General features: G+C 63.7%; 30 protein-coding genes and 1 other RNA gene. 16 read left to right on the forward strand and 15 right to left on the reverse strand.

Going from position 1 to position 25,547, the window contains the following annotated elements; translation table 11 throughout:
• A complete protein-coding gene (locus QX034_RS19490) occupies nucleotides 1-924 on the reverse strand; it encodes a LysR family transcriptional regulator (RefSeq protein WP_315700896.1) in 924 nt (307 codons plus the stop codon).
• A gap of 91 nt (nucleotides 925-1,015) precedes the next feature.
• On the opposite strand from QX034_RS19490, the gene QX034_RS19495 reads away from it, so the two are divergent.
• On the forward strand, nucleotides 1,016-1,807 hold the full coding sequence (locus QX034_RS19495; RefSeq protein WP_315700895.1) for an NAD(P)H-dependent oxidoreductase: 792 nt from the start codon (nucleotides 1,016-1,018) through the stop codon (nucleotides 1,805-1,807).
• Between the two features lie 20 nt (nucleotides 1,808-1,827).
• Here the strand turns inward: QX034_RS19495 and feoB are convergent, their stop codons facing one another.
• The 7 genes from feoB to ssrA all read right to left on the reverse strand — a co-directional run bounded on the left by feoB (nucleotide 1,828) and on the right by ssrA (nucleotide 7,415).
• A complete protein-coding gene (gene feoB, locus QX034_RS19500) occupies nucleotides 1,828-3,699 on the reverse strand; it encodes a ferrous iron transport protein B (RefSeq protein ID WP_315700894.1) in 1,872 nt (623 codons plus the stop codon).
• An 18-nt stretch (nucleotides 3,700-3,717) separates the two neighbouring features.
• Nucleotides 3,718-3,993 carry a ferrous iron transport protein A gene (locus QX034_RS19505; protein WP_315700893.1) on the reverse strand — a complete coding sequence of 92 codons (276 nt, stop codon included), beginning with the start codon at nucleotides 3,991-3,993 and terminating at the stop codon, nucleotides 3,718-3,720.
• Between the two features lie 107 nt (nucleotides 3,994-4,100).
• Entirely contained in the window at nucleotides 4,101-4,388 is a 288-nt protein-coding gene (locus QX034_RS19510; RefSeq protein WP_315700892.1) for a ribbon-helix-helix domain-containing protein, read from the reverse strand.
• Nucleotides 4,388-4,573: a DUF4169 family protein gene (locus QX034_RS19515; RefSeq protein WP_315700891.1), complete on the reverse strand. Its 186-nt coding sequence runs from the start codon at nucleotides 4,571-4,573 to the stop codon at nucleotides 4,388-4,390. The genes QX034_RS19510 and QX034_RS19515 overlap by 1 nt, the downstream gene beginning before the upstream one ends.
• Nucleotides 4,574-4,830: 257 nt before the next feature.
• Nucleotides 4,831-6,255, reverse strand: a complete 1,425-nt coding sequence (gene fumC, locus QX034_RS19520; RefSeq protein WP_315700890.1) for a class II fumarate hydratase — start codon at nucleotides 6,253-6,255, stop codon at nucleotides 4,831-4,833.
• Nucleotides 6,256-6,356: 101 nt separating this feature from the next.
• Nucleotides 6,357-6,872 carry an SspB family protein gene (locus tag QX034_RS19525; protein ID WP_315700889.1) on the reverse strand — a complete coding sequence of 172 codons (516 nt, stop codon included), beginning with the start codon at nucleotides 6,870-6,872 and terminating at the stop codon, nucleotides 6,357-6,359.
• Nucleotides 6,873-7,058: 186 nt separating this feature from the next.
• Nucleotides 7,059-7,415, reverse strand: a transfer-messenger RNA (tmRNA) gene (gene ssrA, locus QX034_RS19530).
• A gap of 95 nt (nucleotides 7,416-7,510) precedes the next feature.
• Here ssrA and QX034_RS19535 point away from each other — a divergent pair.
• The 12 genes from QX034_RS19535 (at nucleotide 7,511) to QX034_RS19590 (ending at nucleotide 18,032) form a co-directional block, all read left to right on the forward strand.
• Nucleotides 7,511-8,107, forward strand: coding sequence for a chromate transporter (locus tag QX034_RS19535; protein ID WP_315700888.1), 597 nt, complete (start codon nucleotides 7,511-7,513; stop codon nucleotides 8,105-8,107).
• Nucleotides 8,104-8,637: a chromate transporter gene (locus QX034_RS19540; RefSeq protein ID WP_315700887.1), complete on the forward strand. Its 534-nt coding sequence runs from the start codon at nucleotides 8,104-8,106 to the stop codon at nucleotides 8,635-8,637. The genes QX034_RS19535 and QX034_RS19540 overlap by 4 nt, the downstream gene beginning before the upstream one ends.
• A 99-nt stretch (nucleotides 8,638-8,736) precedes the next feature.
• On the forward strand, nucleotides 8,737-9,516 hold the full coding sequence (locus QX034_RS19545) for a tripartite tricarboxylate transporter TctB family protein (RefSeq protein ID WP_315700886.1): 780 nt from the start codon (nucleotides 8,737-8,739) through the stop codon (nucleotides 9,514-9,516).
• A gap of 8 nt (nucleotides 9,517-9,524) precedes the next feature.
• Nucleotides 9,525-11,036 (forward strand): tripartite tricarboxylate transporter permease, encoded by a 1,512-nt coding sequence (locus QX034_RS19550; RefSeq protein WP_315700885.1) that lies wholly within the window; start codon nucleotides 9,525-9,527, stop codon nucleotides 11,034-11,036.
• Nucleotides 11,037-11,186: 150 nt separating this feature from the next.
• Complete coding sequence (locus QX034_RS19555) at nucleotides 11,187-11,981, forward strand: thymidylate synthase (RefSeq protein WP_315700884.1); 795 nt, start codon at nucleotides 11,187-11,189, stop codon at nucleotides 11,979-11,981.
• Between the two features lie 4 nt (nucleotides 11,982-11,985).
• Entirely contained in the window at nucleotides 11,986-12,471 is a 486-nt protein-coding gene (locus QX034_RS19560; protein ID WP_315700883.1) for a GNAT family N-acetyltransferase, read from the forward strand.
• Nucleotides 12,468-12,980, forward strand: a complete 513-nt coding sequence (locus tag QX034_RS19565) for a dihydrofolate reductase (protein ID WP_315700882.1) — start codon at nucleotides 12,468-12,470, stop codon at nucleotides 12,978-12,980. The genes QX034_RS19560 and QX034_RS19565 overlap by 4 nt, the downstream gene beginning before the upstream one ends.
• 256 nt (nucleotides 12,981-13,236) lie before the next feature.
• Complete coding sequence (gene hflK, locus QX034_RS19570) at nucleotides 13,237-14,391, forward strand: FtsH protease activity modulator HflK (protein WP_315700881.1); 1,155 nt, start codon at nucleotides 13,237-13,239, stop codon at nucleotides 14,389-14,391.
• Entirely contained in the window at nucleotides 14,388-15,314 is a 927-nt protein-coding gene (gene hflC / locus QX034_RS19575) for a protease modulator HflC (protein ID WP_315700880.1), read from the forward strand. Before hflK ends, hflC begins: the two co-directional genes overlap by 4 nt.
• Before the next feature lie 122 nt (nucleotides 15,315-15,436).
• On the forward strand, nucleotides 15,437-15,643 hold the full coding sequence (locus QX034_RS19580; RefSeq protein WP_315700879.1) for a DUF2065 domain-containing protein: 207 nt from the start codon (nucleotides 15,437-15,439) through the stop codon (nucleotides 15,641-15,643).
• A gap of 193 nt (nucleotides 15,644-15,836) precedes the next feature.
• The gene (locus QX034_RS19585) at nucleotides 15,837-17,333 is read left to right on the forward strand and encodes a Do family serine endopeptidase (protein WP_315700878.1); all 1,497 of its coding nucleotides are present in this window, start codon (nucleotides 15,837-15,839) and stop codon (nucleotides 17,331-17,333) included.
• A 489-nt stretch (nucleotides 17,334-17,822) separates the two neighbouring features.
• A complete protein-coding gene (locus tag QX034_RS19590; protein WP_315743728.1) occupies nucleotides 17,823-18,032 on the forward strand; it encodes a hypothetical protein in 210 nt (69 codons plus the stop codon).
• Nucleotides 18,033-18,171: 139 nt separating this feature from the next.
• On the opposite strand, the gene arsH is transcribed toward QX034_RS19590, so the two are convergent.
• From arsH to QX034_RS19610, 4 genes are all read right to left on the reverse strand, one after another.
• Nucleotides 18,172-18,885, reverse strand: coding sequence for an arsenical resistance protein ArsH (gene arsH / locus QX034_RS19595; RefSeq protein ID WP_409977616.1), 714 nt, complete (start codon nucleotides 18,883-18,885; stop codon nucleotides 18,172-18,174).
• Nucleotides 18,886-19,061: 176 nt separating this feature from the next.
• Nucleotides 19,062-19,298 (reverse strand): thioredoxin family protein, encoded by a 237-nt coding sequence (locus QX034_RS19600; protein ID WP_315767298.1) that lies wholly within the window; start codon nucleotides 19,296-19,298, stop codon nucleotides 19,062-19,064.
• 12 nt (nucleotides 19,299-19,310) lie between these two features.
• Complete coding sequence (locus tag QX034_RS19605) at nucleotides 19,311-20,366, reverse strand: permease (RefSeq protein ID WP_316195692.1); 1,056 nt, start codon at nucleotides 20,364-20,366, stop codon at nucleotides 19,311-19,313.
• Nucleotides 20,363-20,659 carry a metalloregulator ArsR/SmtB family transcription factor gene (locus QX034_RS19610; RefSeq protein ID WP_315700875.1) on the reverse strand — a complete coding sequence of 99 codons (297 nt, stop codon included), beginning with the start codon at nucleotides 20,657-20,659 and terminating at the stop codon, nucleotides 20,363-20,365. Before QX034_RS19610 ends, QX034_RS19605 begins: the two co-directional genes overlap by 4 nt.
• Before the next feature lie 102 nt (nucleotides 20,660-20,761).
• Here QX034_RS19610 and QX034_RS19615 point away from each other — a divergent pair, with 102 nt between their 5' ends.
• Complete coding sequence (locus QX034_RS19615; RefSeq protein WP_316195694.1) at nucleotides 20,762-21,292, forward strand: helix-turn-helix domain-containing protein; 531 nt, start codon at nucleotides 20,762-20,764, stop codon at nucleotides 21,290-21,292.
• A 12-nt stretch (nucleotides 21,293-21,304) separates the two neighbouring features.
• The gene (fabF, locus tag QX034_RS19620) at nucleotides 21,305-22,567 is read left to right on the forward strand and encodes a beta-ketoacyl-ACP synthase II (protein ID WP_315743723.1); all 1,263 of its coding nucleotides are present in this window, start codon (nucleotides 21,305-21,307) and stop codon (nucleotides 22,565-22,567) included.
• Between the two features lie 89 nt (nucleotides 22,568-22,656).
• Here fabF and QX034_RS19625 read toward each other — a convergent pair whose 3' ends face one another.
• The 3 genes from QX034_RS19625 to serB form a co-directional block, all read right to left on the reverse strand.
• A complete protein-coding gene (locus tag QX034_RS19625) occupies nucleotides 22,657-22,944 on the reverse strand; it encodes a hypothetical protein (RefSeq protein WP_315700872.1) in 288 nt (95 codons plus the stop codon).
• 263 nt (nucleotides 22,945-23,207) lie between these two features.
• Nucleotides 23,208-23,642: a GNAT family N-acetyltransferase gene (locus tag QX034_RS19630; protein ID WP_315743721.1), complete on the reverse strand. Its 435-nt coding sequence runs from the start codon at nucleotides 23,640-23,642 to the stop codon at nucleotides 23,208-23,210.
• Nucleotides 23,643-23,712: 70 nt separating this feature from the next.
• A complete protein-coding gene (gene serB / locus QX034_RS19635; RefSeq protein ID WP_315700870.1) occupies nucleotides 23,713-24,603 on the reverse strand; it encodes a phosphoserine phosphatase SerB in 891 nt (296 codons plus the stop codon).
• A 16-nt stretch (nucleotides 24,604-24,619) separates the two neighbouring features.
• On the opposite strand from serB, the gene miaA reads away from it, so the two are divergent.
• On the forward strand, nucleotides 24,620-25,546 hold the full coding sequence (miaA, locus tag QX034_RS19640; protein ID WP_315700869.1) for a tRNA (adenosine(37)-N6)-dimethylallyltransferase MiaA: 927 nt from the start codon (nucleotides 24,620-24,622) through the stop codon (nucleotides 25,544-25,546).
• The last annotated feature ends 1 nt before the right edge of the window (nucleotide 25,547 follow it).

The following is a 25,547-nucleotide window of genomic DNA, read 5'->3' on the forward strand; positions in this document are numbered from 1 at the left end:
TCAGCGTTCTCTGCGGATACCCGGCAGGCGGCCGATCTCGTCAGCGAGATAGTCGATTGCCAGTCTGACGCGCGCGATGCCGGCGCGCTCCGGCACGATCAGCATGTTGAGCGGCACTGAAGACAGCCGGTAGTCGGGCAGGATCGCGGTCAGGCGCCCGGCCGCGAGGAGGTCGTGGACCAGCCAGTGGTGTGCGGCCGCGATGCCGCGTCCGGCCAGCAACGCTTCGCGCACGGCAAGGCCGTGATTGGCACGGAAGCGTCCCATGAACGGCACGTCATGATGCCGGCCATCGGCCGTCTGGAGCGTCAGAAGGTCGCTGCCCGCGACGTTCGTCATGCGGATGCCTTCATGGCCGATCAGGTCCTGGGGCACCCGCGGCGTGCCGTGCCTGTCCAGATAGTCGGGGGAGGCGACCATCAGGCGGTGCGAGTGACCGAGCCCGCGCAGCTTCATCGCGCTATCGGCGAGTGGGGCGAGGCGCAGCGCGATGTCGACGCCCTCGCGCACCAGGTCGATCCGCTCATCCGTCAGGCTGAGATCGATCGCGATCTCCGGATAGCGATCCTGGAAGGCAAAGACGAGCCGGGTGATGTGCAGGATGCCGAAGGCTGCCGTGCAGGAGATCCGGATCATGCCTGCAGCGGCGCCGCGTCTCCCGCGCGCTTCGTCGCCGGCCTCCTCAATCAGCCGCAGGATCTGGATGCAGTTCGCGTAATAGCGGCTGCCCTCGTCGGTCAGCATTACCCGGCGCGTGGTGCGGCTGAGCAGCGGCACGCCAATGGCGTCTTCCAACTCGTGCAGGTGGCGCGTGATCGTGGACTGCCCGACGCCGAACTCGCGGGCCACAGCCGACAGGCTGCCGCGTTCGGCCACCCGCACGAAGCTGCGCATATGCGCGAAGCTGACGTCAGACTTATCCATATTACGGCATTATATTATCGATATGCGCCATATAGTGGATAAATGTATGCGGGTCTATGTCATGGCTCGGTTCCACCGAAGGATCGATGCCATGAATGTCCTGCTCGTTTTCGCCCACCCAGAACCTCGCTCGCTGAATGGCGCCTTGCGCGACGCCGCCGTAGCTGAACTCAAGGCCCAGGGCCACGAGGTCAGGATCTCGGATCTCTATGCCATGGGTTGGAAAGGCGCCGCCGATCGCGCCGATTTTCCGCAACTCGCGCCGGACGCCAGGCTGAACGTCGCCGCTGCGTCCGGCGAGGCGTTCGCGGCACATAGGTTGACGGACGACGTCAGGGCGGAACAGGAGAAGCTGCTGTGGGCCGATGCCGTGATCCTGCAGTTTCCGCTGTGGTGGTTTACGATGCCCGCGATCCTGAAAGGCTGGGTCGATCGCGTCTATTCCTACGGCTTCACCTACGGTGTTGGCGAGCATAGCGATAAGCGGTGGGGCAACCGCTACGGCGAGGGTGTGTTCGCCGGCAAGCGCGCGATGCTCATTGTGACCACCGGCGGATGGGAGGAGCACTATTCAGCGCGCGGCATCAACGGTCCGATCGAGGATCTGCTGTTCCCGATCAACCACGGCATCCTGTTCTATCCCGGATTCGACGTGCTGCCGGCCTTCGTGGCGCATCGGGTCAATCGGCTCGATGAGGCGGGCTTCGCCGCGATCGCGGAGCGGCTTCGTGAGCGGATGCGTACGCTGTTCACCGCGACGCCAATTCCGTACCGGCGGCAGAACCACGGCGACTACCTGATCCCCACCATGCAGCTGCGCTCCGAACTCGGCGATCGAGCTGCGCACGGCTTCGCGCTGCACGTGGACGATGCCGCGGAGTGACGGCTGTCATGGGCGCGGGACTAACCCGCGCCCATCGCGACGGCGATGTGGTAGGTGGCAAAGCTCGCGGCATAGGCGAGTGCCAGCATGTAGCCGAAGGTGATGGCCATCCAGCGCCAGCTGCCGGTCTCGCGGCGGATGACTGCCAGCGTTGAGGCGCATTGCGGCGCGAAGATGTACCAAGCGAGCAGCGACAAAGCGGTGGCGAGGCTCCATTTGGCCGCCAGCACCTGACCGATCTGTTCGGCGGCCTCTTTGCCGCCTTCGATGGCATAGACGGTGCCGAGCGCTGCGACGGCGACCTCGCGGGCTGCCATGCCCGGGACCAGGGCGACGGCGATTTGCCAGTTGAAGCCGATCGGCGACAGCAACGGCGCGATGGCCTGCCCGATCATGGCAGCAAGGCTGTAATTGATCGCGGGCTCGGTCGCGCCCGTCGGCGGCTGCGGGAAGGATGCCAGAAACCAGATCAGCACCATCATCGCGAAGATCGTGGTGCCGGCGCGCTGCAGGAACATCTTGGCCCGGGTATAGACGCCGATCGCAATGCTGCGCAGCCGCGGCATCTTGTAATCGGGCAGTTCCAGCATGAACGGCGCGGGCTGGTAGTCGCGCATCATGAAGAACTTGATCAGGAAGGACATCAAAAGCGCGCTGACGATGCCGGCGGCGTAGAGCCCGAACATCACGAGGCCCTGCAGATTGGCGAAGCCCCAGACCTGCGTTGGCGGGATGAAGGCCGAGATGATCAGCGTATAGACCGGAATGCGCGCCGAGCAGGTCATCAACGGCGCGATCAGGATCGTGGTCAGCCGGTCGCGGCGGTTGTCGATCACGCGCGTCGCCATGATGCCGGGAATGGCGCAGGCGAAGCTCGACAGCAGTGGAATGAAGGCACGGCCGTGCAGCCCCGCGCCGCCCATGATGCGGTCCATCAGGAAGGCGGCGCGCGCCATGTAGCCGAAATCTTCCAATAGCAGGATGAACAGGAAGATGATGACGATCTGCGGCAGGAAGACGATGACGCTGCCGACACCGGAGATCACGCCGTTCTGCAGAAAGCTTTGCAGAAGTCCTTCGGGCAGTTGGTCATGGACGAGCTGGCCGGCGGCATCGAAGGCCGCGGATAACAGCTGCATCAAGGGCTGTGCCCAGGCGAATACTGCCTGAAACATCACGAACAGGATCAGCAGCAGGATGAAGAGGCCGCCGACCGGGTGCAGGACGACCGCGTCGATCCGCCCCGTCCAGGTGTCCGGCCGCTCCGGCAGGGTCACGGCGGAGGCGATGATGCGATCGGCTTCGCGCTGCGTGGCGCGGAGTTCCGACACGGTCAGCGGACACCAGGTATTCTGACGGTCGGGGGAGGGGCTTTGCGCCAGCAGTTCATCCGTCAGCTGGAGCAGGTCGGCAGTGCCGCCCTTGCGCACGGCAATCGAGGTGACGACAGGCACGCCGAGCGCCTCGGAGAGCTTGGGCACGTCGACGGTGACGCCGCGGCGCTTGGCGATGTCGAACATGTTGAGCACCAGCGCCAGCGGCCGGCCGGTGCTCTTCAGCTCGAGCAGAAGCCGGATCGTCAACCGTAGGTTGGTAGAGTCGGCAACGCACAACACCAGGTCGGGCAATATCTCGCCCGTGGCGCGTCCAAGCACGAAATCGCGGGTGATTTCCTCGTCCGGGCTACGCCCGCGCAGCGAATAGGTGCCCGGGAGGTCGACCACGGAGACTTGGCGCCCTTGCGGGGTCACGAAGGCGCCTTCCTTCCGCTCGACCGTGACGCCGGGATAGTTGGCGACCTTCTGGCGGCTTCCGGTCAGAGCGTTGAACAGCGAGGTCTTGCCGCTGTTGGGGGTGCCCACCAGGGCGACATGCATCAACGCACTTTCCATCGACCGGCGCCCCTGGCGCTATGCCACGATAATGGCCATCGCCTCGCGTCGGCGGACAGCAACGGTGATGTTGTCGACCCGAACTGCGATCGGATCACGTCCGACGATGCCTTCGTGCAGGATTTCCACCCGAGCGCCCTCGACGAAGCCGAGCTCGATCAGGCGGCTTTCGAGTTCAACTTCGGGTAGGGACGAGCTGGTCCCGCTCGCCGCCAGGTGTTGGATCGTTCCGGTATAGCCGCGCCGCGCCAAGCCAAGTGGCAGGTGCTGCCGATCATCGCAGATTTCGCTCATAACCTGTATTTTCAATCGCAACGCACAAGGTCAAGCGCCGCGTGCACGACGCCACTGCACCTTAGAGCGATTTTAAACAGGACCGAGCGAGCGGCTTCTGATCTGGCTCAAGCAGCCGGGGCGGAGGCCGGATGCCGGCTCTCGGCCGACGGCTTCGGCTCGGCCGCAGATGAAGCGGCTGCGCGGTTCTTGAAGTGATCGAGCACGAACAGCCGGATGGCCGACGACAGGTTGCCCTGCTGACGGTTGCTGTCGATCTCTCCCACCAGTTCGGAGAGCGTCATGTTACGCAATCCGGATATCTCCTTCATGCCGTTCCAGAACGCCTCCTCGAGGCTGACGCTGGTCTTGTGACCCGCGACGACAATTGAACGTTTTACGACCGGCGACTTCATCACGCGTCCTCGCCATTGATGCGATGTTGATCCAATAACTCGTTCGCACGCTTTTCGCGTTGCGCGTCGGCTGTGCGCTCGGCCTTCGTTCTGCCGAAGCTTGCGCGATTGGCGTCGGCCACCTTGCCGACCTGATCGCGTGCCATGCGCTTCTTGAAACGCTTCAAATTGATCACCTCTCCCATGCTCGCTCCATCATTACAGAGATCGCAGAGCGCGACAGTCATAACGAAAGGCATGACCTGCCGCGCATCGCGCAGTCGGCTCAACCGTCAGGTAGACCATCATGCCATCGCCCTCATACTGCCAGACTTCCGATCCCGCTTTGCGAAAGATGAACATAGTTGTGTCCGCGCACGCAGCAGAACTAGCTAGTTGACACTATCCTTTACGAGTTAACGGCAACAAATGCATTAGCCCCCGTAGTACTACGGAACTACCTTTATGATCGTCCAGGCCTGGTCATCTTTTCGGGCTGGACGAGCCGATCGAATTCCTCGTCTGACACGAAGCCCAGCCGTGTTGCCTCCTCCTTCAAGGTTGTTCCGTGCTGATGCGCCGCCTTGGCCACCTTTGCGGCGTTGTCGTAGCCGATCTTTGGCGCGAGGGCGGTGACCAGCATCAGCGATCGCTCCATCAGTTCAAAGATCCGCTTCTCGTCGGCGCGAATGCCTGTCACGCAATGTTCGGTAAACGAACGGGCGGCATCACCCAGCAGTTGAATGGAGCTGATCATGCAATGCGCCATGAGCGGCTTGTAGACGTTTAATTCGAAGTGCCCCTGGCTGCCGGCGACCGTGATCGCGGTGTGGTTGCCGAACACCTGACAGCACACCATGGTCATCGCTTCGCATTGTGTAGGGTTGACCTTGCCCGGCATGATTGAGGAGCCCGGTTCGTTTTCCGGCAGGATTAGTTCACCCAGACCTGAGCGCGGTCCGGATCCTAACAAGCGAATGTCGTTTGCGATCTTAAAGAGACCAGTTGCTGCGGAATTGAGTGCGCCATGCACGAATACGTAGGCGTCGTTCGATGCCAGCGCCTCGAATTTGTTTACAGCACTGACAAAGGCGAGTCCGGTAATCCCAGCAACATGCCTAGCAAATAGTTCTGCAAATCGCGGATCTGCATTGAGGCCGGTGCCGACGGCGGTGCCGCCCTGGGCGAGCGGGAAAAGGTCGCTTGCAGCCGTTCGAATCCGAGCGATGCCGCTTTCGACCTGCGCAGCGTAGCCGGAAAACTCTTGGCCGAGCGTCAAAGGCGTGGCGTCCTGGGTGTGAGTACGTCCGATCTTGACGATGTCGGCGAAGGCTTCTTGCTTGGCACGCAACGCAGCAAGGAGTTCGGTCAGGGCCGGGATCAGGTGGCCAAAGATCGCGCGAGCCGCAGCGATGTGCATCGCCGTCGGGAACGAGTCGTTCGATGACTGGCTCATATTGACGTGGTCGTTCGGGTGAACCGGCGCCTTGGCGCCGCGTTCGCCGCCAAGCAGCTCGTTGGCGCGGTTGGCGATGACCTCATTCAGGTTCATGTTGGTCTGGGTGCCGGAGCCGGTCTGCCAAACGACCAGCGGAAAGTGGTCGTCGAGCTTGCCCTCGGTGACCTCTTCGGCGGCCCGTGCGATCGCCTCGGCGAGCTTCCGATCGAGAAGGCCAAGCTCGAGGTTGGTCCGGGCAGCGGCCAATTTGACGACGGCCAGCGCACGGACGATCTGCATCGGCATCCGGTCCTGGCCAATGCGGAAATTCTGCCGCGAGCGTTCGGTCTGTGCGCCCCAATAGCGGTCTGCCGGCACCTCGATCGGGCCGAAACTGTCCGTCTCTGTGCGAGTGGACGGGGGATGGGGGGATTCAGCTGATGGCGCCATGAAACATGCCCTTGGTCGCGAACCGGCGCCGGCCGGTTCAAGCATGCTTCAATTAACTGAAATCGTGGCCGTTCCGCGGGACCTATTTTTGCGGATACGGCCTATTTCTTGCGGAAACGATCCAGCCGCACGACCTCCGCACCCTCGCTCGGCGGCTCGGGCTTCTCCGGCTCGGACGCCGCTGCCGGAGCAGGGGCGACAGTCGCGGAGGCGGCAGGGGATGCCGGCAATGTCGTGCCGGACGTCGTCTCGGCCCCCGTTTCGGACGGCTCGAATTGCAGGCCGAACTGCACCGAAGGGTCGAAGAAGCTCTTGATGGCGTGGAAGGGGACGACCAGCCGCTCCGGAATGCCGCCGAACGACAGGCCGACCTCGAAGCGGTCCTCGGTGACCTCGAGATCCCAGAACTGGTGCTGCAGGATGATCGTCATCTCGTCCGGATACTGGGCGAGCAGCCGTGGCGACAGCTTCACCCCTTCGGCCTTCGAGAGGAAAGTGATGAAGAAATGGTGCTCGCCGGGAAGGCCATGCGCGGCAGCATCGCTCAACACCCGGCGCAGTACGCCGCGCAGGGCGTCGCGTGCCAACACGTCGTAACGAATATGATCCGTCGCCATGATCGGTCCTGTATTCTGATGGTGCCGAGAGCCGGCCTGCGCCTAAGGGGACCGACTCGGGATTTTTGCCATCGTAACCCGACGGGCGGCAGAGGTCAGCATCCATCCCATGCCCGCGGTCACATGATCAGGTGAGAAATGAGAGCGGAGATCCCGACAGAAAAGGCCGGATCGCCGCAAGGAAGAAGTGGAGGCTTCTGTTGCCAGGTGCCTCCGGACCCCGCCTAGCGGAGCTTAACCCGCTAGGACTTTAAAGTGGTCTTTCAAACTGCGTTACGCAGCCTGAGCAACCGGAGCAAAGTTGTCGTTGGCAACTATTGCAGTAGCCCGATAACGGCGGAACAATACCGGGAAAAAGCTCGCCCTTTACGCCCTCGTCGATCCTATTTCGCCCCCGCCGAAACCCGCCGGAAATGGCGGGCTTGGGTGGAGGCGCCGGGTACCGCCCCCGGGTCCGAATGGTTTATTTCGACGGCGATTTATTTCCATAGCCGGCAAGCCGGCACCCCCAATATAGGGGGAGGGCGGTGAGAATGACAGTGCCCTTGGGGCCGCATTGGCGGACAAAAATGTGGGCGATCGCGGGAACAGATCGATTTGGATTGGTCCAGCCGACGAAGCGGCCCTAGATTGGCCGTATGTCGTCCCAAGCCGTGCCGGCGGCTCCTGCCGCACCGGATATCCACAACTCTCCGCCCAGTCTGGCTGTGCTCTTTATCGCATTTGCGAAGATGTCCCTGTCGGGCTTCGGCGGCGTCCTCGTGTTCGCCCGCCGTGCCATCGTCGAGGAACATCGCTGGATGACTGCGGAGGAGTTCAACGAGACCTTCGCGCTGTGTCATTTCCTGCCCGGGCCGAACATCGTCAATCTTTCCCTGGTGTTCGGCTCGAGGTTTCGAGGCATCGCCGGCGGAGTGGCCGCCTTTGCCGGGCTGGTCGGTCCGCCGATGCTGCTGGTCACGGCTTTGGCCGCCATCTACAGCCATTTCGGTCAGGTCGACGGCCTGAGGCGCGTGCTCGCCGGGGTCTCCTGCGCGGCGGTGGGCCTGCTCGTCTCCGCCGTGTTCCGGATGATGTTGCCGCTCTTGAAAAAACGTGACGTGCTGGGTCTGCTCGTGATGGGGGCGGTCTTCGCCGCGATCGGGCTGTCGCGGCTACCGCTGCCGGCCGTGCTGTTGGTCGCCATCCCGGTCAGCCTTGCGATCACCTATGCCAAGATCCGGTGGGCCAGATGAGTGATGACGGCAATCCGCTGTTCCAGCTGTTCTGGACCTTTGCCCTGATCTCGCTGTTCGCGGTCGGTGGGGCCAACGCCGCGATTCCGGAGATGCACCGCATCGCCGTCGACGTCCGGCATTGGATGACCGACAAACAGTTCGCCGATGCGTTTGCGATCTCGCAGATGTCGCCGGGCCCTAACGTCCTTATTGTCACCTTGATCGGCTATGTGGTCGCTGGTGTCACTGGCGCCGTCGTCGCTACGGTCGCAATGTGCGGGCCGACTGCCGCGCTCGCCTATGTCGTCAGCCGATGGCTCTCCCATTCGCGCAATGCGCGCTGGCCTGCGATCCTGCAGGCGGCCCTGGTGCCGCTCTCGATCGGACTGATGGCCGCAAGCGCATTGGTTCTGGCGCAGACCTCCGACCGGACCTGGACAGCCGTCTCGATCACGATCGCCGCGGCGCTCGTTGCCTCCCTGACACGTCTCAATCCGGTGTGGCTGCTTGTCGCCGGCGGTTGCCTGGGTTTCGCTGGCCTTCTCTAGGGAAAGCGATTACGCAGTACGAAGTGGCTCCTCGCCGAGCCCAACCGACGAACAAGAAGATTTTCGGCCACAAAGGCCGACCGGGGAGGAACATCGGACATGGCCGAAACAACGGGCCATCTGCCGGGTGGAGCAACTGCGGCATCGTCCGCGCGCAACCTGACCGGCGCCCTGGTCATTCTGCTGCTCGCCTTCGCGCCGCAGCTTGTCGAATTGCTGATCGCGCTGGCTGGATTGATCGTGCCTCTGTCCGGGCGCGGCCCGTTGCAGGTCCTCTCCGCCCATTCGGGCGCGCTCACGCAAGCAATTCCGACATTGGTGCAGCAAGCGGCCGGAGGGAGCAGGATTGCGCTGTCGTCCGATATGCTGCTGGCGGTGATCTACACCACTCCGCTGCTCGCCCTCGCGCTGTTCACGCGGCTCGCCCGGATTCGCGCGCCGCAGGACTATTATGGCGGCGTGGCGCTGATGGCCCTCGCCTTGTTTGCGTTGTGGGCCTCGAGCGACCTGCAGGGCATGCGCGGCTTTTCATTTGGCCCGGGGACCGCGCCGCGCATGCTGGGCGTGCTGCTGTTGGGGCTGGGCGCCGTGGTCGCTACCATCGGTGTGATCGCCGACGGCCCGGATATCATGCCGTATCACTGGCGCGGCCCTCTGTTCGTGTTCTTGGCCATTCTGACCTTTGCTGTCGCTATTCGTCCTTTGGGACTGGTGATCGCCGGGCTCGCCAGCTTTCTGATCTCCGCACTCGGCAGTTCGGAGACACGCTGGGGTGAGACGCTGGTCGTGGGCATCGCGCTCACCATCGGCTGTGCGCTGCTGTTCCCCTATGTGCTGGGGCTGCCGATGCCGCTGGTTCCGCGTTTCCTGGTGCCGTGAGGGCTTGAATGCTGGAGCTGTTCACGAACCTCGGGCACGGTTTCGCAGTCGCCGTCAGCCCGCTCAATCTGCTGCTCTGCCTGATCGGTGCGCTGGTCGGCACTTTGGTCGGCGTGCTGCCCGGCATCGGCACCATCGCCACGGTGGCGATGCTGCTGCCGATCACCTTCGGGCTGCCGCCGGTCGGCGCGCTGATCATGCTCGCCGGCATCTATTACGGGGCGCAATATGGCGGCTCGACGACCTCGATCCTGGTGAACATCCCGGGTGAGGCGACCTCCGTCGTCACCACGCTCGACGGGTTCCAGATGGCCAAGCAGGGGCGCGCGGGACCTGCGCTGTCGATTGCCGCGATCGGCTCGTTCATTGCCGGCTGTGCTGCGACCGTGCTGATCGCCGTACTCGGCGCCCCGCTGACGTCGATTGCGCTGGCTTTCGGCCCGGCTGAATATTTTTCGCTGATGGTGCTCGGCCTGATCTTCGCCGTGGTGCTCGCCAAGGGCAGTGTTCTCAAGGCGGTCGCGATGATCGCGCTCGGACTGCTGCTCTCGATGGTCGGCTCCGACATCGAGACCGGGGCCTCGCGCATGGCCTTCAACATTCCGGAGCTCGCCGACGGGCTCGGCTTCGCCACCGTCGCGATGGGCGTGTTCGGCTTTGCCGAGATCATTCGCAACCTCGATGCTGGTGCGGAGGGGGATCGCGAACTGGTGCAGCAGAAGATCACCGGCCTGATGCCGACGCGGAAGGACCTGATCGAATCCGCGCCGGCAATCTTTCGCGGCACCGTGCTGGGCTCGATTCTCGGCATCCTGCCCGGCGGAGGCGCGGTGATCGCGTCCTTTGCCGCCTACACTTTCGAGAAGAAGATTGCGCGCGATCCGTCGCGCTTCGGCCGCGGCGCCATCGCAGGCGTTGCGGCGCCGGAGAGCGCCAACAATGCGGCAGCGCAGACCTCCTTCATTCCGCTGCTCACGCTCGGCATTCCCCCGAATGCGGTGATGGCTCTGATGGTCGGTGCGATGACCATCCATGGCATCGTGCCGGGACCGCAGGTGATGCAGAAGCAGCCGGACCTGGTCTGGGGCATGATCGCCTCGATGTGGATCGGCAATCTGATGCTGATCATCATCAACCTGCCGCTGGTCGGGATCTGGGTGCGGCTGTTGCGGGTGCCCTACCGGCTGATGTTTCCCTCCATCGTGGTGTTCTGCGTGATCGGCATCTACTCGATCAACAATGCGCCCGTGGACGTCATCCTGGCCGGTGCCTTCGGTCTGTTCGGCTACTGGCTGATCAAGCACGATTTCGAGCCGGCGCCGCTGCTGCTCGGCATGGTGCTCGGGCCGTTGATGGAGGAGAACCTGCGCCGGGCGCTCTTGATCTCGCGCGGCGACTGGTCGGTGTTTCTCACCCGCCCGCTCTCGGCCTCGCTTCTGGTGGTAGCCGCCGTGCTCCTGGTGCTGGCGGTGTTGCCGATCCTGCGCCGCAAGCGCGACGAGGTGTTCGTGGAATCCTGACGAAAGCTGGCGGTTGTGGGTTCCGTCGCCGGACTTGCGGGCTGGTGCCGATGCTTTCCGGTGTATATTTGCTGGGGAGAGCGGCGAGTCGCGGCTGTCGGTCCGGCACCGGCTCCGCTACACCTGCGCCTTTGAAAGCGGCATCCGGCCATGCACCAATATCACGACCTGCTTGAACGCATCCTCGCCGATGGCGCGGAGAAGCATGACCGCACCGGCACCGGCACGCTGTCGGTGTTCGGCCACCAGATGCGCTTCAATCTTGCGGCCGGCTTTCCGCTGCTGACCACCAAGCGCCTGCCGCTGAAGGCGATCGTGCACGAGCTCCTGTGGTTCCTCAAGGGCGACACCAACATCAAATATCTGCACGATCACGGCGTCACCATCTGGGACGAGTGGGCCGATGCCAATGGCGATCTCGGCCCGGTCTATGGCTATCAGTGGCGGTCATGGCCGACCCCTGACGGCGGTCATATCGATCAGATCACCGATGTGATCGACATGATCAAGCGCAACCCGGATTCGCGGCGCCTGATCGTCACCGCCTGGAATCCGGCCGATGTCGGCAAGATGGCGTTGCCGCCGTGCCATTGCCTGTTCCAGTTCTACGTGGTGAACGGGAAGCTGTCGTGCCAGCTCTATCAGCGCTCGGCCGACGTCTTCCTCGGTGTGCCGTTCAACATCGCCTCCTATGCGCTGTTGACGCTGATGGTGGCGCAGGTCACGGGCTTGAAGCCGGGCGAGTTCGTGCACTCCTTCGGCGACGTGCACCTCTATTCCAACCACATCGAGCAGGCCCGTCTGCAGCTCACCCGCGCGCCGCGTCCGCTTCCGGTGATCAAGCTCAATCCGGACGTGAACGACCTCTTCGCCTTCACTTACGAGGACTTCACGCTGGAGGGCTACGACCCGCATCCGCACATCAAGGCCGAAGTGGCGGTGTGAGGGCATGACGCTTCTGATCCGCCGCGCCAGGCCGGGCGACGCTGCAACGGTGTTCGCTCTCGTCAAGGAATTGGCTGACTACGAGAAGCTGTCGCACGAGGTCGAGGCGACAGAGTCTGACATCGCCGAGGCGCTGTTTGGCGAGAGCCCGCGTCTGTTCTGCGAGATCGCCGAATGGAACGGCGAGGTCGCGGGTTTTGCGGTGTGGTTCATGAATTTCTCCACCTTCGCAGGCCGCCACGGCATCTATCTCGAGGACCTCTATGTGCGGCCGGCATTCCGCCGCAACCGCATCGGCCAGGCGCTGCTCGGCTATCTCGCGCTGGAATGCGTCGCGCGCGGCTGGGCGCGGCTGCAATGGTCGGTGCTCGATTGGAACGCGCCGTCGATCACGTTCTACAAATCGCTCGGGGCCGAGCTGATGGACGACTGGACGCTCTGCAAGGTGACGGGACCCGCACTAAGCAAGCTCGCCGAGCGCGCGCCATGATCGAGATCGTGCTCATCGTCGCCATGGCCGACAACGGTGTCATCGGCGCGGCCGGCGCGATCCCGTGGCGGCAGAAGAGCGACATGCTCCGCTTCAAGGGGATGACGATGGGGCGGCCGATCGTGATGGGCCGCAAGACGTTTACCTCGTTTCCGCGCCGGCCGCTGCCGGGGCGGACCAACATCGTCGTCACCCGTGATCCAGATTTTCGCGCCCCGGGCGCCGTCGTCACCCATTCGGTCGCGGAGGCGCTGAGCATCGCCCGCGGCGATGCGCTGCGGCGTTCAGCCGCGGAGATCGCGGTCATTGGGGGCGCCGAGATCTATGTGCAAACGATGCCGCACGCAGACCGGCTTGAGATCACCGAAGTGCATATGAGCCCGACCGGCGACACTGTTTTTCCCTCGATCGAGCGTTCGCAATGGAAGGAAGTCGCGCGCGAAACCCACCCCTCGGGCCCGGACGATCAAGCCGCATTTTCCTATGTGACTTACCGCCGCAAGCGGTAAGCTGATTGCGCGCGCGCCGCATCGCGAGTGGCTGTCAAGATAATCCGTTAAGGATGAACTTGCGCCGCTTGAGGGCGCGCGACCGACCGTCAGGCCGCGGCAAAGCAACGCTGTGCCTCTGTTTACATTGACAAAAGCCGGTTCGGGCTTAGCTGGAGCGCTACATTGTAAGGGGCTTGGCCGTCCCTTATAAAGCCCGCCGACGTTGCGAGGCTGGCTGCCTCAGGCGCCATCCGCCTCTCGAAGGAGATCATCGATGCCGTGGAAGAATCAGGGCGGAGGCCCTTGGGGTCAGGGTCCGAAGGGGCCCTGGGGCTCCGGACCGCAACCGGGCGGTCCAAGGCCCCCCGACCTGGAGGATCTCCTGCGGCGTGGCCAGGACCGCCTGCAGCAGATGCTGCCGGGCGGACAGTTCGGCAGCGTCGGCGTCGCGCTGATCGTGTTCGGCGCGATCGCGATCTGGCTGTTGTCGGGCTTCTATCGCGTGCAGTCGGAGGAGCTCGGCGTCGTGCTGCGCTTCGGCAAATATGTCCGCGATGAGCAGCCCGGGCTCCGTTATCACCTGCCGTACCCGATCGAAACCGTCTATCTGCCGAAGGCGCTGCGCGTGAACACGATCGCGATCGGGGTGACCCTTGGCGACGATGCGGGACGACGCAATCGCGGCGGTCGCGACGTGCCGGAAGAAAGCCTGATGCTGACCGGCGACGAGAACATCGTCGACGTCGATTTCACCGTGCTGTGGCGCATCAAGCCGAAGGGCGCGGCGGATTTCCTGTTCAACATCCAGAACCCCGAAGGCACCGTGAAGGCGGTGGCCGAAAGCGCGATGCGCGAGGTGGTCGGTCGCTCCAACATCCAGCCGATCCTGACCGGTGCCCGCACCCAGATCGAGCAGAACGTGCAGGAACTGATGCAGAAGACGCTCGACAATTACGGCTCGGGCATCCAGGTGACGCAGGTGCAGATGCAGAAGGTCGATCCGCCGGCGCAGGTGATCGCGGCGTTCCGCGACGTACAGGCGGCGCGCGCCGATCTCGAAAAGGCGCAGAACGAGGCCCAGACCTACGCCAACAAGGTCGTCCCCGACGCTCGTGGTCGCGGCGCGCAGATCGTGCAGAACGCCGAGGGCTACCAGCAGCAGGCGATTGCCGAAGCCAAGGGCCAGAGCGCGCGTTTTCTCAAGGTCTATGAGGAATACAAGAAGGCGCCCGACGTGACCCGCGAACGCATCTATCTCGAAACCATGGAGCGCGTGCTCGGCGGGGCCGACAAGCTCGTGCTCGACAGCGGCCAGGGCCCCGTGCCGCTGCTGCCGCTCGGCGATCTTGCGCCGCGTCGGCAAGGCGTAACCGGCGCGCTCGGCGCGACCACCGGATCGAGCACTTCGCAGAGCGGAGGCGTCCGATGAGGTCTCCCGTTGCAGGAATCGTCACGCTGGTGGCGGTGCTCGTGCTTGCGATCATCGGCTACAGCTCGGTCTTCACCGTGCAACAGACCGAGCAGGCGCTGGTGGTGCGGTTCGGCAAGCCGGTCGACGTCGCGACCGAGCCCGGCCTGCACTTCAAGGCGCCGTTCGTTGACACGGTCATCTCGATCGACAAGCGTATCCTCGACCTGGAGAACCCTTCTCAGGAGGTGATCGCTTCGGATCAGAAGCGGCTTGTGGTCGACGCCTTCGCGCGCTACCGGATCAAGAACCCGCTGCAGTTCTACCAGACCGTCGGCTCGATCCAGACCGGCAATCTGCAGCTCGGAACGCTGCTCAACGCGGCCCTGCGCCGCGTGCTCGGCGAAGTGACCTTCATCCAGGTCGTACGCGACGAGCGCGAAGCGCTGATGCGCAAGATTCGCGACCAGCTCGACCACGAGGCCGACGCCTACGGCATCGAAGTGGTCGACGTCCGTATCCGCCGTGCCGACCTGCCCGACGCCAACAGCCAGGCGGTCTATGACCGCATGAACAGCGAGCGTCAACGTGAAGCGGCCGAGTTCCGCGCGCTCGGCGGCCAGAAGGCGCAGGAGATCAGGTCGAAGGCCGACCGTGAGGCGACCGTGATCGTGGCGGAGGCCAATTCCCAGGCCGAGCAGATTCGCGGCACCGGCGATGCCGAGCGCAACCGGCTGTTCGCCGAAGCCTACGGCAACGACCCGGATTTCTTCGCCTTCTATCGCTCGATGACGGCCTATGAGAACGGGCTCAAGCCGGGCGAGACCCGCTTCCTGCTGCGGCCGGATTCGGACTTCTTCCGCTACTTCGCCAACCCCGCCGGCAAGCCGGCTACCGGGACTGCTGCGCCGGCAAACACGGCCACACAACCCGGCAAGCCGTGATCGCGGGGCGGGTCCATCAGAGTTGACGGGGGCGAGGCGTCGTTGCTTCGCCCCCAAAGCTCACGGAAAGCCCAGAGAAGACCGACACGGGGCTAACAAGGTTAAAGGGAGGTTCCAATCCGATGAGGTCCTTTGCGTTTTCCGATTTCCTCATCGGATTGGGAATCCTGTTCGTGCTCGAAGGCCTGATGTTCGCAGCCAGCCCGGAGTGGATGCGCAAGGCCATGAAGAGCGCGATGACCACGCCGGACAATATCCTGCGTATGGTCGGAATCGGCTCGGCGCTGGCCGGGCTGATCCTGATCTGGGTGGTCCGGCGGCCGATCTGATCGGCATCTGAAGCGCTCCCGGATTAGGAACGTTGGCGCATCCACGCCATTGTGACGCGCGACAGGCCCCGTTTTGCCGTATTAGGTTGTCTTCAATGAGGAATCCGCCGCGCTCGCCCGCGGCGCTTGCGCCGTCGCCCGCTTCGGGCGCACTGTAGTCTTTCGTATTTCGCCCTTTTGGAGATCCGCCCCTATGATACCCACCCTTGCTTTCAGCCAGCGCCTGCGCCCGATCCTGACCGCCGCCTGTGTTGCGGTGGCCGGCGCGCTGGTGTCGGCACCGGCGCAGGCGCGGGGGCCCGAGGGCATCGCCGATGTCGCCGAAAAGGTGATCGACGCCGTCGTCAACATCTCGACCTCGCAGACCGTCGAGGTCAAGGGTGGGAGCGAGGGCAAGGGCGCAGTTCCGCAATTGCCGCCCGGCTCGCCCTTCGAGGAGTTCTTCGATGACTTCTTCAAGAACCGGCGCGGTCCCGGCGGCAAGGGCGGCGGTGACCTGACGCCGCGGCGGACCAATTCGCTCGGCTCCGGCTTCATCATCGACGAGTCCGGTATCGTGGTGACCAACAATCACGTCATCGCCGACGCCGACGAGATCAACGTCATCATGAACGACGGCACCAAGATCAAGGCCGATATCGTCGGCATCGACAAGAAGACCGACCTCGCGGTGCTGAAGTTCAAGCCGCCGCGGCCGCTGACCGTGGTCAAGTTCGGCGATTCCGACAAGCTCAGGCTCGGCGACTGGGTGGTCGCGATCGGCAACCCCTTCAGCCTCGGTGGCACGGTGACGGCGGGCATCGTCTCGGCCAAGAACCGCGACATCTCCTCCGGTCCCTATGACAGCTACATCCAGACCGACGCGGCCATCAACCGCGGCAATTCCGGCGGTCCGCTGTTCAACCTCGATGGCGAGGTGATCGGCGTCAACACCTTGATCATCTCGCCGTCCGGCGGCTCGATCGGCATCGGCTTCGCCGTGCCGTCGAAGACGGTGGCGGGCGTGGTCGATCAGCTTCGCCAGTTCGGCGAGCTGCGCCGTGGCTGGCTCGGCGTGCGCATCCAGGGCGTCACGGACGAGATCGCCGAGAGCCTCAACATCAAGCCCGCACGCGGCGCGCTCGTCGCTGGCGTCGACGACAAGGGCCCGGCCAAGCCGGCCGGCATCGAGCCCGGCGACGTCGTCGTCAAGTTCGACGGTCACGACATCAAGGAGCCGAAGGACTTGTCGCGCATCGTCGCCGACACCGCGGTCGGCAAGGAGGTCGACGTCGTCATCATCCGCAAGGGCCAGGAGGAGACCCGCAAGGTCACGCTGGGCCGACTCGAGGATCCCGACAAGGCGCAGCCGGCCGCGATCAAGAAGGATGAGCCGGTCGATAAGCCGGTGACGCAAAAGGCGCTCGGCCTCGATCTCGCCGCGCTCTCGAAGGACCTGCGCACGCGCTACAAGATCAAGGACAGCGTCAAGGGCGTCGTCATCACCGGCGTCGACGCCAGCTCGGACGCCGCCGACAAGCGGCTCTCCGCCGGTGACGTCATCGTCGAGGTGGCGCAGGAGGCGGTGACATCCGGCGCCGACATCAAGAAGCGTGTCGATCAGCTGAAGAAGGACGGCAAGAAATCGGTGCTGCTGCTCGTCGCCAACGCCGACGGCGAGCTCCGCTTCGTCGCGGTGAGTTTGCAGTAGCAACGCCTCGTCGCGCTGCGCGGCCAGCTTCCATGGAAAGCCGCGAGCTCTCTATGGGGGCCGCCAGCATTCCTATAGAAGACGGTGTCGTCCCCGCGAACGCGGGGACCCATACGCCGTGACCGACGAAATTGGCAGGCTGGCTGCCATCTCGCGAACATCGAAATCCTGTGGTTATGGGTCCCCGCGTTCGCGGGGACGACCAGCGTATTTCAGGTGAGCACCGCACCCACCATCTCTGACCAGATTCACATCTCAAACAGCGTCGGACACGACATCGCATTCCCGCGGCGGATCACGCCCGAGTTCTGCGAACGACATGCCCTTTCGAAAATCGAGAGGGCGCGGGGAATGCCGGGTGAAGGCCTCACCCATGGCCCGCCTGCAGAAAAAAAGCAGGCGGCAGTCACCACAGGTGCAGCCGATCAACCGGCATTCCCCGCGCGGCGGTTTTAACGCATATATCGCGATCTCCTCGGTGTGCCGGGCTTGTTAGCCACCGTCGTCAGCAGGATCATCACCTGCGAACTTAGCGCCAGCGTCGGGGCGCCGGGACCACGCGACTTCACGTCCGCATCCGCCTCGTTCGTCCGCGTGAAGATCACGCGCCAAGGCGGTCACGTCCACCGCATCCCCGCCTCACGTGTCGTGACGATCGCGCGCAACGTCCCTCTGCTCGAGGCGGGATGGATGGAGTAGAGCTCAATTTCTGGAAAAGCGAAAGAAATTTATTTTGTCGCCGCCGGACTGGACAGGGCAAATCAGATTGAAATCCCTGCTGAAATTGGCTTTTAGGCGCGACCCGTTTTCGGCCGCGCGACTCAAATCGCCACGCGGATCAAATGGAGGTTTGATTGACCCGCCTTGACAGTTCTTCCGCACTTTCCTTGCGCTCGGAATAGCGATCGACCAGATAGTCGGCCCGGTCGCGTGTCAGAAGCGTGAACTTGGTCAGCTCTTCCATCACGTCGACGAGGCGGTCGTAATAGGCCGACGGCTTCATGCGATCGGCACCGTCGAATTCCATGAAGGCTTTGGGGACCGACGACTGGTTCGGGATGGTGATCAGGCGCATCCAGCGACCGAGCACGCGCAGCTGATTGACCGCGTTGAACGACTGCGAACCGCCGCTGACCTGCATGACGGCGAGTGTCTTCCCTTGCGTCGGTCGCACGGCTCCGAGCGACAGAGGGATCCAGTCGATCTGGGTTTTCATCACGCCAGTCATTGCGCCGTGCCGCTCGGGCGAGCACCAGACCATGCCTTCGCACCAGGTCACGAGATCCAGCAACTCCCGAACCTTCGGATGATCGGGCTCGGCGTCATCCACCAATGGCAGTCCGCGTGGGTTGAAGGTCCGTGTCGCCGCGCCGTAGCGAGCCAGGATCCGCGCGGCTTCTTCGGTCAGGAGCCGACTGAACGAGCGCTGCCGAAGCGATCCATACAGCAGCAGGATACGCGGAGGATGCGAGGATCGCTGGGGCTCCAGGAGCTTCGCCTGATCGATCGGTCGGAAAGAGGCTTCGTCCAACTGTGGCGTCGTGTCAGGCAACCCGGCTTCCTCCGGTATCGGTCAGCGATAGGCCATACTCTTTCGAACGATCCCCGGCGGCGTGGTCGAGGAGGTCCATGTCCCATTTGGACGTTCGGATCACCGGCGGGCCTTTTTGCGAACGTTAGAACAGGAACAACTAATCGAAGCAAGGTTGCATGAAGAACGCGCTGCCATTACGCCCCCAGCCATTTCGCCATGTCTTGGGGCTTCGGCAGGCCGCCGGCATGAACAACCTTGCCGTCGATCACGACACCCGGGGTTGAGGCGATCCCGAACTTCGCAATCTCGGCGAAGTCCGTCACCTTTTCGAGCTCGATGTCGATGCCGAGCCTCTTTGCTTCGGCCGAAGCCATTTCGGCGGTCTGGACGCAGCGCTTGCAACCGGAGCCCAGAATTTTCACGTTCTTCATGGGTTTGTCCTTTCAGGAGAACAGGGCGTTGAAGAGATAGCCGACTGCGACGATGCCGGTGGCGACGACGCCGACAAAGACGGCGATCAGCCGCAGCTTCAGCACTTTGCGCAGGATGAGCATTTCGGGGAACGAAAGCGCGATCACGCTCATCATGAACGCGAGCACGGTCCCGAGCGCCGCGCCCTTTCCAAGCAGCGCTTCCACCACCGGAATGATCCCCGCGGCATTCGAGTACATGGGCACGCCGATCAGCACGACTGCCGGCACGGACCACCACCGCCCCTTGCCCATGATCGAGGCGAGCAGATCGTTCGGGACATAGCCGTGAATGAACGCGCCGGCGGCGATGCCGACAACGATCCAGAGCCAGACACGTCCGACGATGTCGCGCACCGCCTCGAGGCCGGCCTGAATTCGGTCGACGACCGTTTGAGCATCCGGCGGCAGATCCGTTTCGCCGGCACGCACGTTGCGGACCCAATCCTCGAGCCAGCCTTCGAGGTGGAGGTGTCCGATGATCCATCCTGCAACGATCGCGACGGCCAGACCAAAACCAAGATAGATCGCGGCCACCTTCCAGCCGACGAGCGCGAACAACAGGCCGAGCGCGACCTCATTCACCATGGGTGCGGAAATCAGGAACGAGAAGGTGACGCCGAGCGGCACGCCAGCCGACACGAAGCCGACGAACAGCGGGACGGCCGAGCAGGAGCAGAACGGGGTGAAAACGCCGAGGATTGCGGCAGCAACATTGCCGAGGCCCTGGCGCTCGCCGGCAAGCAGCGCGCGCGTGCGCTCCGGTGAAAAGAAGCTGCGCACGACACCCATGCCGAAAACGACCAGCGTCAGCAGCATCAGGACTTTTGGCGCGTCGAACACGAAGAAGCGCGCCGCTTCGTCCAGATGACTGCCGGGCGTGATCGGCAGCGACGAAACGACCCGCGCCGAGAAGTCTTCCAATTGCCAGTAGATCGCGAACCAGAGGCCGATCGCCGCCACCGTCCCCGCGGCCCACATCAGCGATGAAGCCGTGCGCACCGGCTCAGCCGAAAGCTCAATCCTCATGCTGCCCTCCTTGCCGGCTCCGGGACGGTCGCCATGACCGCGGCGAGGATCGCGCGCTCGTCCGGCGTCAATTCGGGGCTGAGGTGGTATCGAACCCACTGTGCGTCGCGCCGATCGATCACGAGACCGACGGCTTTCAGGGCGGACATATGCCGGCTCATGCGCGACTGACTCGCGCCGAGCCTGGTCATGAGCTCGCAGACACAGTGCTCGCCGCCATCCCACAGGATGCGCAGCGCGGCGAGGCGGGTCGGTTCGGCAAGGGCAGCCAGAATTGAAACGGTGTTCAACATTCATCAAGAATATGCGCTAATGCGCATTTGCGCAATAGCGCATATTAGATCCATTCTCGTAACTAACTTGCAAAATGAAAGTTACTCGGCTAAGGTTCGTGCATGCAGCCGAAGGAGTTCAAACTTGCGGAATGTCCGGCCGCACGCGCAGCCGAGTGCGTGGGCGAGTGGTGGAGCATTCTGATTTTGCGCGACGCCTTCCAGGGATTCACGCGCTTCGACGAGTTTCAGACCAGTCTGGGCATCGCCTCCAACATCCTGTCACGGCGCCTTGCGCATCTGACCGACGCCGGCTTGTTCGAGCGACGGCTCTACAACGAACATCCGCCCCGGTACGAGTACGTCCTTACCGCCAAGGGCAGAGACTTCTTCCCAGTCGTGGTGGCGATGTTCGCGTGGGGAAACAAGCACCTGGCCCCCGAAGGCAAATCGGTCGTGCTGGCCGATCGCAAAACCGGACGCACGCTCGATCCGATCGTGGCGGACGCCCACAGCAAGACGCCGATCACGCCGGCGAATGCCGTGCTGCTCCCCGGTCCACGCGCAAGCACAGGCATGCGCAGTCGTCTTGCCTCGATCAGGGCGCTGCGCGCGGACGCGTCGTCATCGCCAACGTCGTCTTCGCCAACATAGTAGGGAAACAGCATGCGTCGGATCGTCGTCACCGGCTTGGGTGTGGTGTCCCCTTTGGGATGCGGTGTCGAACTCGCGTGGTCGCGCCTCCTCGCCGGCCGATCAGGGCTTCGCTCGTTGCCTGCCTGGGCCGCGGCGCTGCCGGCTAAGGTCGCCGGGATCGTACCCAGCAAGGTTGAGGATGCCGAAGGCGGCTTCGACGCCGACCGTGCGATCCCGCCCAAGGACCAGCGCAGGATGGATCGGTTCATACTTTTCGCGTTGGCCGCTGCCGCCGAGGCGATCGCACAGGCCGGGTGGGCTCCCGCTGACGCGCACGCGGCCGAGCGAACGGCGACGATCATCGCTTCGGGCATCGGTGGATTTCCGGCTATCGCCGAGGCAGTCAGGACGACCGAGCAGCGGGGCGTACACAGGTTATCGCCGTTCACCGTACCGTCGTTCCTGCCCAATCTCGCCTCTGGTCATGTCAGCATTCGGCATGGATTCAAGGGGCCCATCGGAACGCCGGTGACGGCGTGCGCGGCGGGCGTGCAGGCGATTGGAGACGCCGCACGCCTGATCCGATCAGGCGAAGCCGACATCGCGGTGTGCGGTGGCGCAGAAGCATGCATCCACCCGGTCAGCCTGGGAGGCTTCGCCGCCGCTCGTGCACTATCGACCCACTTCAACGACGCACCAGAGCGCGCGTCGCGGCCGTTCGACAAGGATCGGGATGGCTTCGTCATGGGGGAAGGCGCGGGCATCCTGGTGATCGAGGATTTGGCGAGCGCTCAGGCGCGCGGAGCCGAGCCGATCGCCGAGATCGTTGGCTACGGCACGACGGCTGACGCTTTTCACATCACGTCCGGGCCCGAGGATGGCGAAGGCGCGCGTCGGGCGATGGAGTTCGCACTGCGGCAAGCTGGGCTCGCGCCGGCGGATGTCCAGCATCTCAATGCCCATTCGACCTCGACGCCGTCCGGCGATAGCAGCGAACTTGAAGCGATCAAGTCGGTGTTCGGACGTGACGGGCGCATTGCCGTGAGCGCCACCAAATCGGCGACCGGCCATCTGCTTGGGGCTGCCGGCGGAGTGGAATCGATCTACACCGTTCTGGCGCTGCGCGATCAGGTCGCGCCTCCGACCCGTAATCTTGATACGCCCGACGCGGCGGCCGAAGGCGTGGATATCGTCGGCGGCGAAGCTCGGCCCATGAGAATGGACCATGCGATCTCGAATGGGTTCGGCTTTGGTGGGGTCAACGCCAGCATCGTGTTCCGGCGCTGGTCGTGACCATTTCACTCCTTACCGCCGATCTGAAGTCCATGATTCGCGTGTGGCGAAATCGATACACGGACTTCAGATCGAGAAGCAGGTGTTGATTAGTTGCGTGCGGCGCCGACCGTGGTGACGGTTGCAGCCGCGGCGCTGCGGTGATGCGGCGTGAGCACCGAAAGCTGGACAGGGGTGGCCGGCATGTTGGCGCGGGTCAGCGTCGCAACGGGGGCCTGCTCGTCGGCGGCAGAGGCACCGACTACGGTGAGCTGGAGCGGCGTGGCCGGAAACGACGAGACGTCGTAGGTGGGGAGTTCGGCTGCAACTGCGGCAGCGCCGTGCAGGACAGCGAAAGCAACGAGTGCGCCGGGGAGGAGATGTTTGGCGAAGGTCATGGAAGCTGGTCCTATGGTTGGCGATTGGTCGATCGCGTGATCCGCAATCGCATTCCGCCTTCCTTGGCCGCTCCCTAAACGTGCATCCCTTCTAACTCATAAGAGCTCTTTTGACAACGATTTTTTTGCAGTGCAGCAAAAGGCAGTTTGGTACCTGTTCAATTCGATCGGCCAATGACGCGATTGCAAGCCGTGATCATTGTCGCTCGATTCACTCCATTAACCACGCGGGATCCGCGCGTGCGATCCGGTTACGGTGGAGCTCAAGGCCGAAGCCTCTTGCGCATCATCACGTGGGAGATGCCTGCTTCGTCGAAGACCGCTCCTTCTTCGATGTATCCAAGCTGCTTATAAAACTCACGTGCCGTGAATTGCGCGGCTAGGATGATTTCCTGGGCGCCGTCGCGGGAAGCCGCGGCCGCGGCGAACTCCATCAACTCTCGTCCAATCCCTTTTTTCCGTGAATGTGCCGATACCGCCATCCTGCCGATCTGCGCCGTGCGTTCATGGCGCACAATGCGCAGCGTTCCAATGACGTGGCCGTCAGAAAGTGCCGCAAGATGAGTGGCGGCCTTGTCGTTCTCATCGACTTCAAGGTCTTCGGGGACACCTTGTTCAATGACGGACACTTGCCGTCGCAAGGCATATACCGCGGACATGAGCTGATCAGTGGCCCGAATCTTGACTATCGTGGTCAATGCCAGCTCCTGTGACTTGGGAGCACGCTCCGTCTTGGCGAGCGGCCAGTTCACATCCCACGTCGGCTGATCAATCCACGAATTCGTCGCGCTTGTAGCCTTGCGCGTAGAGCAGCGCGGTGAGGTCGCCATGGTCGATGCGCGCGCTCGCCGCCGCCGAGACTGCGGGCTTGGCGTGATAGGCAACGCCGAGGCCGGCCGCCTCGATCATGCCGAGATCGTTGGCGCCGTCGCCCACCGCCAGCGTGTCGATCTCGTCGAGATCGAACGACTCGCGCAGTTCGAGCAGGGTGGCGAGCTTGGCGGCGCGGCCAATGATGGGCTCGCGCACTTCGCCAGCGAACTTGCCGCCGTCGATCACCAGCTCATTGGCGCGGTTCTCCTGGAAGCCGAGCTTGGCTGCGATCGCGTTGGTGAACAAGGTGAAGCCGCCCGAGATCAGGCAGGTATAGGCACCGTGCGCGCGCATCGTCATCACGAGCTCGCGGCCGCCCGGCGTCGCCACGATCCGTTTCTTCAGCACCTCGTCGACCACGCTGACCGGCAAGTCTTTCAGCAGTGCGACGCGTTCGCGCAGCGCCGGCTCGAAGGCGATCTCGCCGCGCATCGCGCGTTCGGTGATGGCGGCGACGCGTGGCTTCAGCCCGGCGAAATCGGCGAGCTCGTCGATGCATTCCTGGCCGATCATGGTGGAATCCATGTCGGCGAGAAAAAGCTTCTTGCGCCGGAACGCGGCAGGCTGCACGACGATGTCGATCGGCATGTCGCCGCGCAGGTCGCGCAGGCGAGCCTCGATCGCGTGAACCTCGCCCTCACCGCCGAACGGGATATCGATGGCGACCTCGTCGAACAGCCATTGCGGGGTGCCAGGCGAGGGCAGGACGGCGAGGAAGGCCTCGACAATCGTGGTATCGAGTGCCGGATCGGCCGGATTGCAGATGAAGGTGGCGACGAGAGACATCTAGGGTTTTCTTGAGGTGACTTCGGAGACTGACAACAAAGCCGTGCTTATCGCAGGCCCGACCGCCAGCGGCAAGTCGGCGCTCGCGCTCGAGCTTGCGGAAAAAAACGGCGGCGTCGTCATCAACACCGATTCGATGCAGGTCTATCGCGACCTCCGCGTCTTGACGGCGAGGCCGACGCGCGAGGAAGAAGCGCGCGTGCCGCATCGGCTGTATGGCCATGTCGATGCCAGCGTGAACTATTCGGCCGGACTTTATGTCGCGGATGCCGCAAAGGTGCTGGACGAGGCGCGCGGCGCGGGGCGGCGGCCGATCTTCGTCGGCGGCACCGGCCTCTATTTCAAGGCATTGACGCGCGGTTTGTCGCAGGTGCCGCCGGTGCCCGAGCAGATCCGTGACGCCGTGCGCGCGCGGCTCGATCGCGATGGCGTCGAGGCGCTGCACGCGGAACTGGCGCGGCGCGATCCCGAAGCGGCCGAACGGCTGAAACCGCGCGATCGCACCCGCATTGCCCGCGCGCTCGAAGTGATCGAGGCCACCGGCCGGCCGCTGGCCGACTGGCATGATCAGGCCCAGCCGCCGCTCTTGCGGGAAGGTGAGTATCAAGCGTTGTTCCTGGCGCCCGAGCGCGACGCGCTCTATGCGCGGATCGATGCACGGTTCGACATCATGCTGAAGGCGGGCGCGATCGCGGAGGTCGAGGCTTTGGCTGCGCGTGGCCTCGATCCGCTGTTGCCGGCGATGAAGGCGCATGGCGTGCCGGCGCTGATCCGTTACCTGAAGGGAGAGCTGACGCTGGAGGAGGCCGCGGCGATCGGCAAGGCCGACACCCGTCATTATGCCAAGCGCCAATTCACCTGGTTCCGGCACCAGCTGCCGGAGTTCCAGTGGATGACGCCGGAAGAGGCGAGGGTCTCTGTCTCGGCATTGATGATGAGATGAT

The sequence above is a fragment of the Bradyrhizobium sp. SZCCHNR3119 genome (assembly GCF_032487775.1).
Taxonomy (GTDB): Bacteria; Pseudomonadota; Alphaproteobacteria; order Rhizobiales; family Xanthobacteraceae; genus Bradyrhizobium.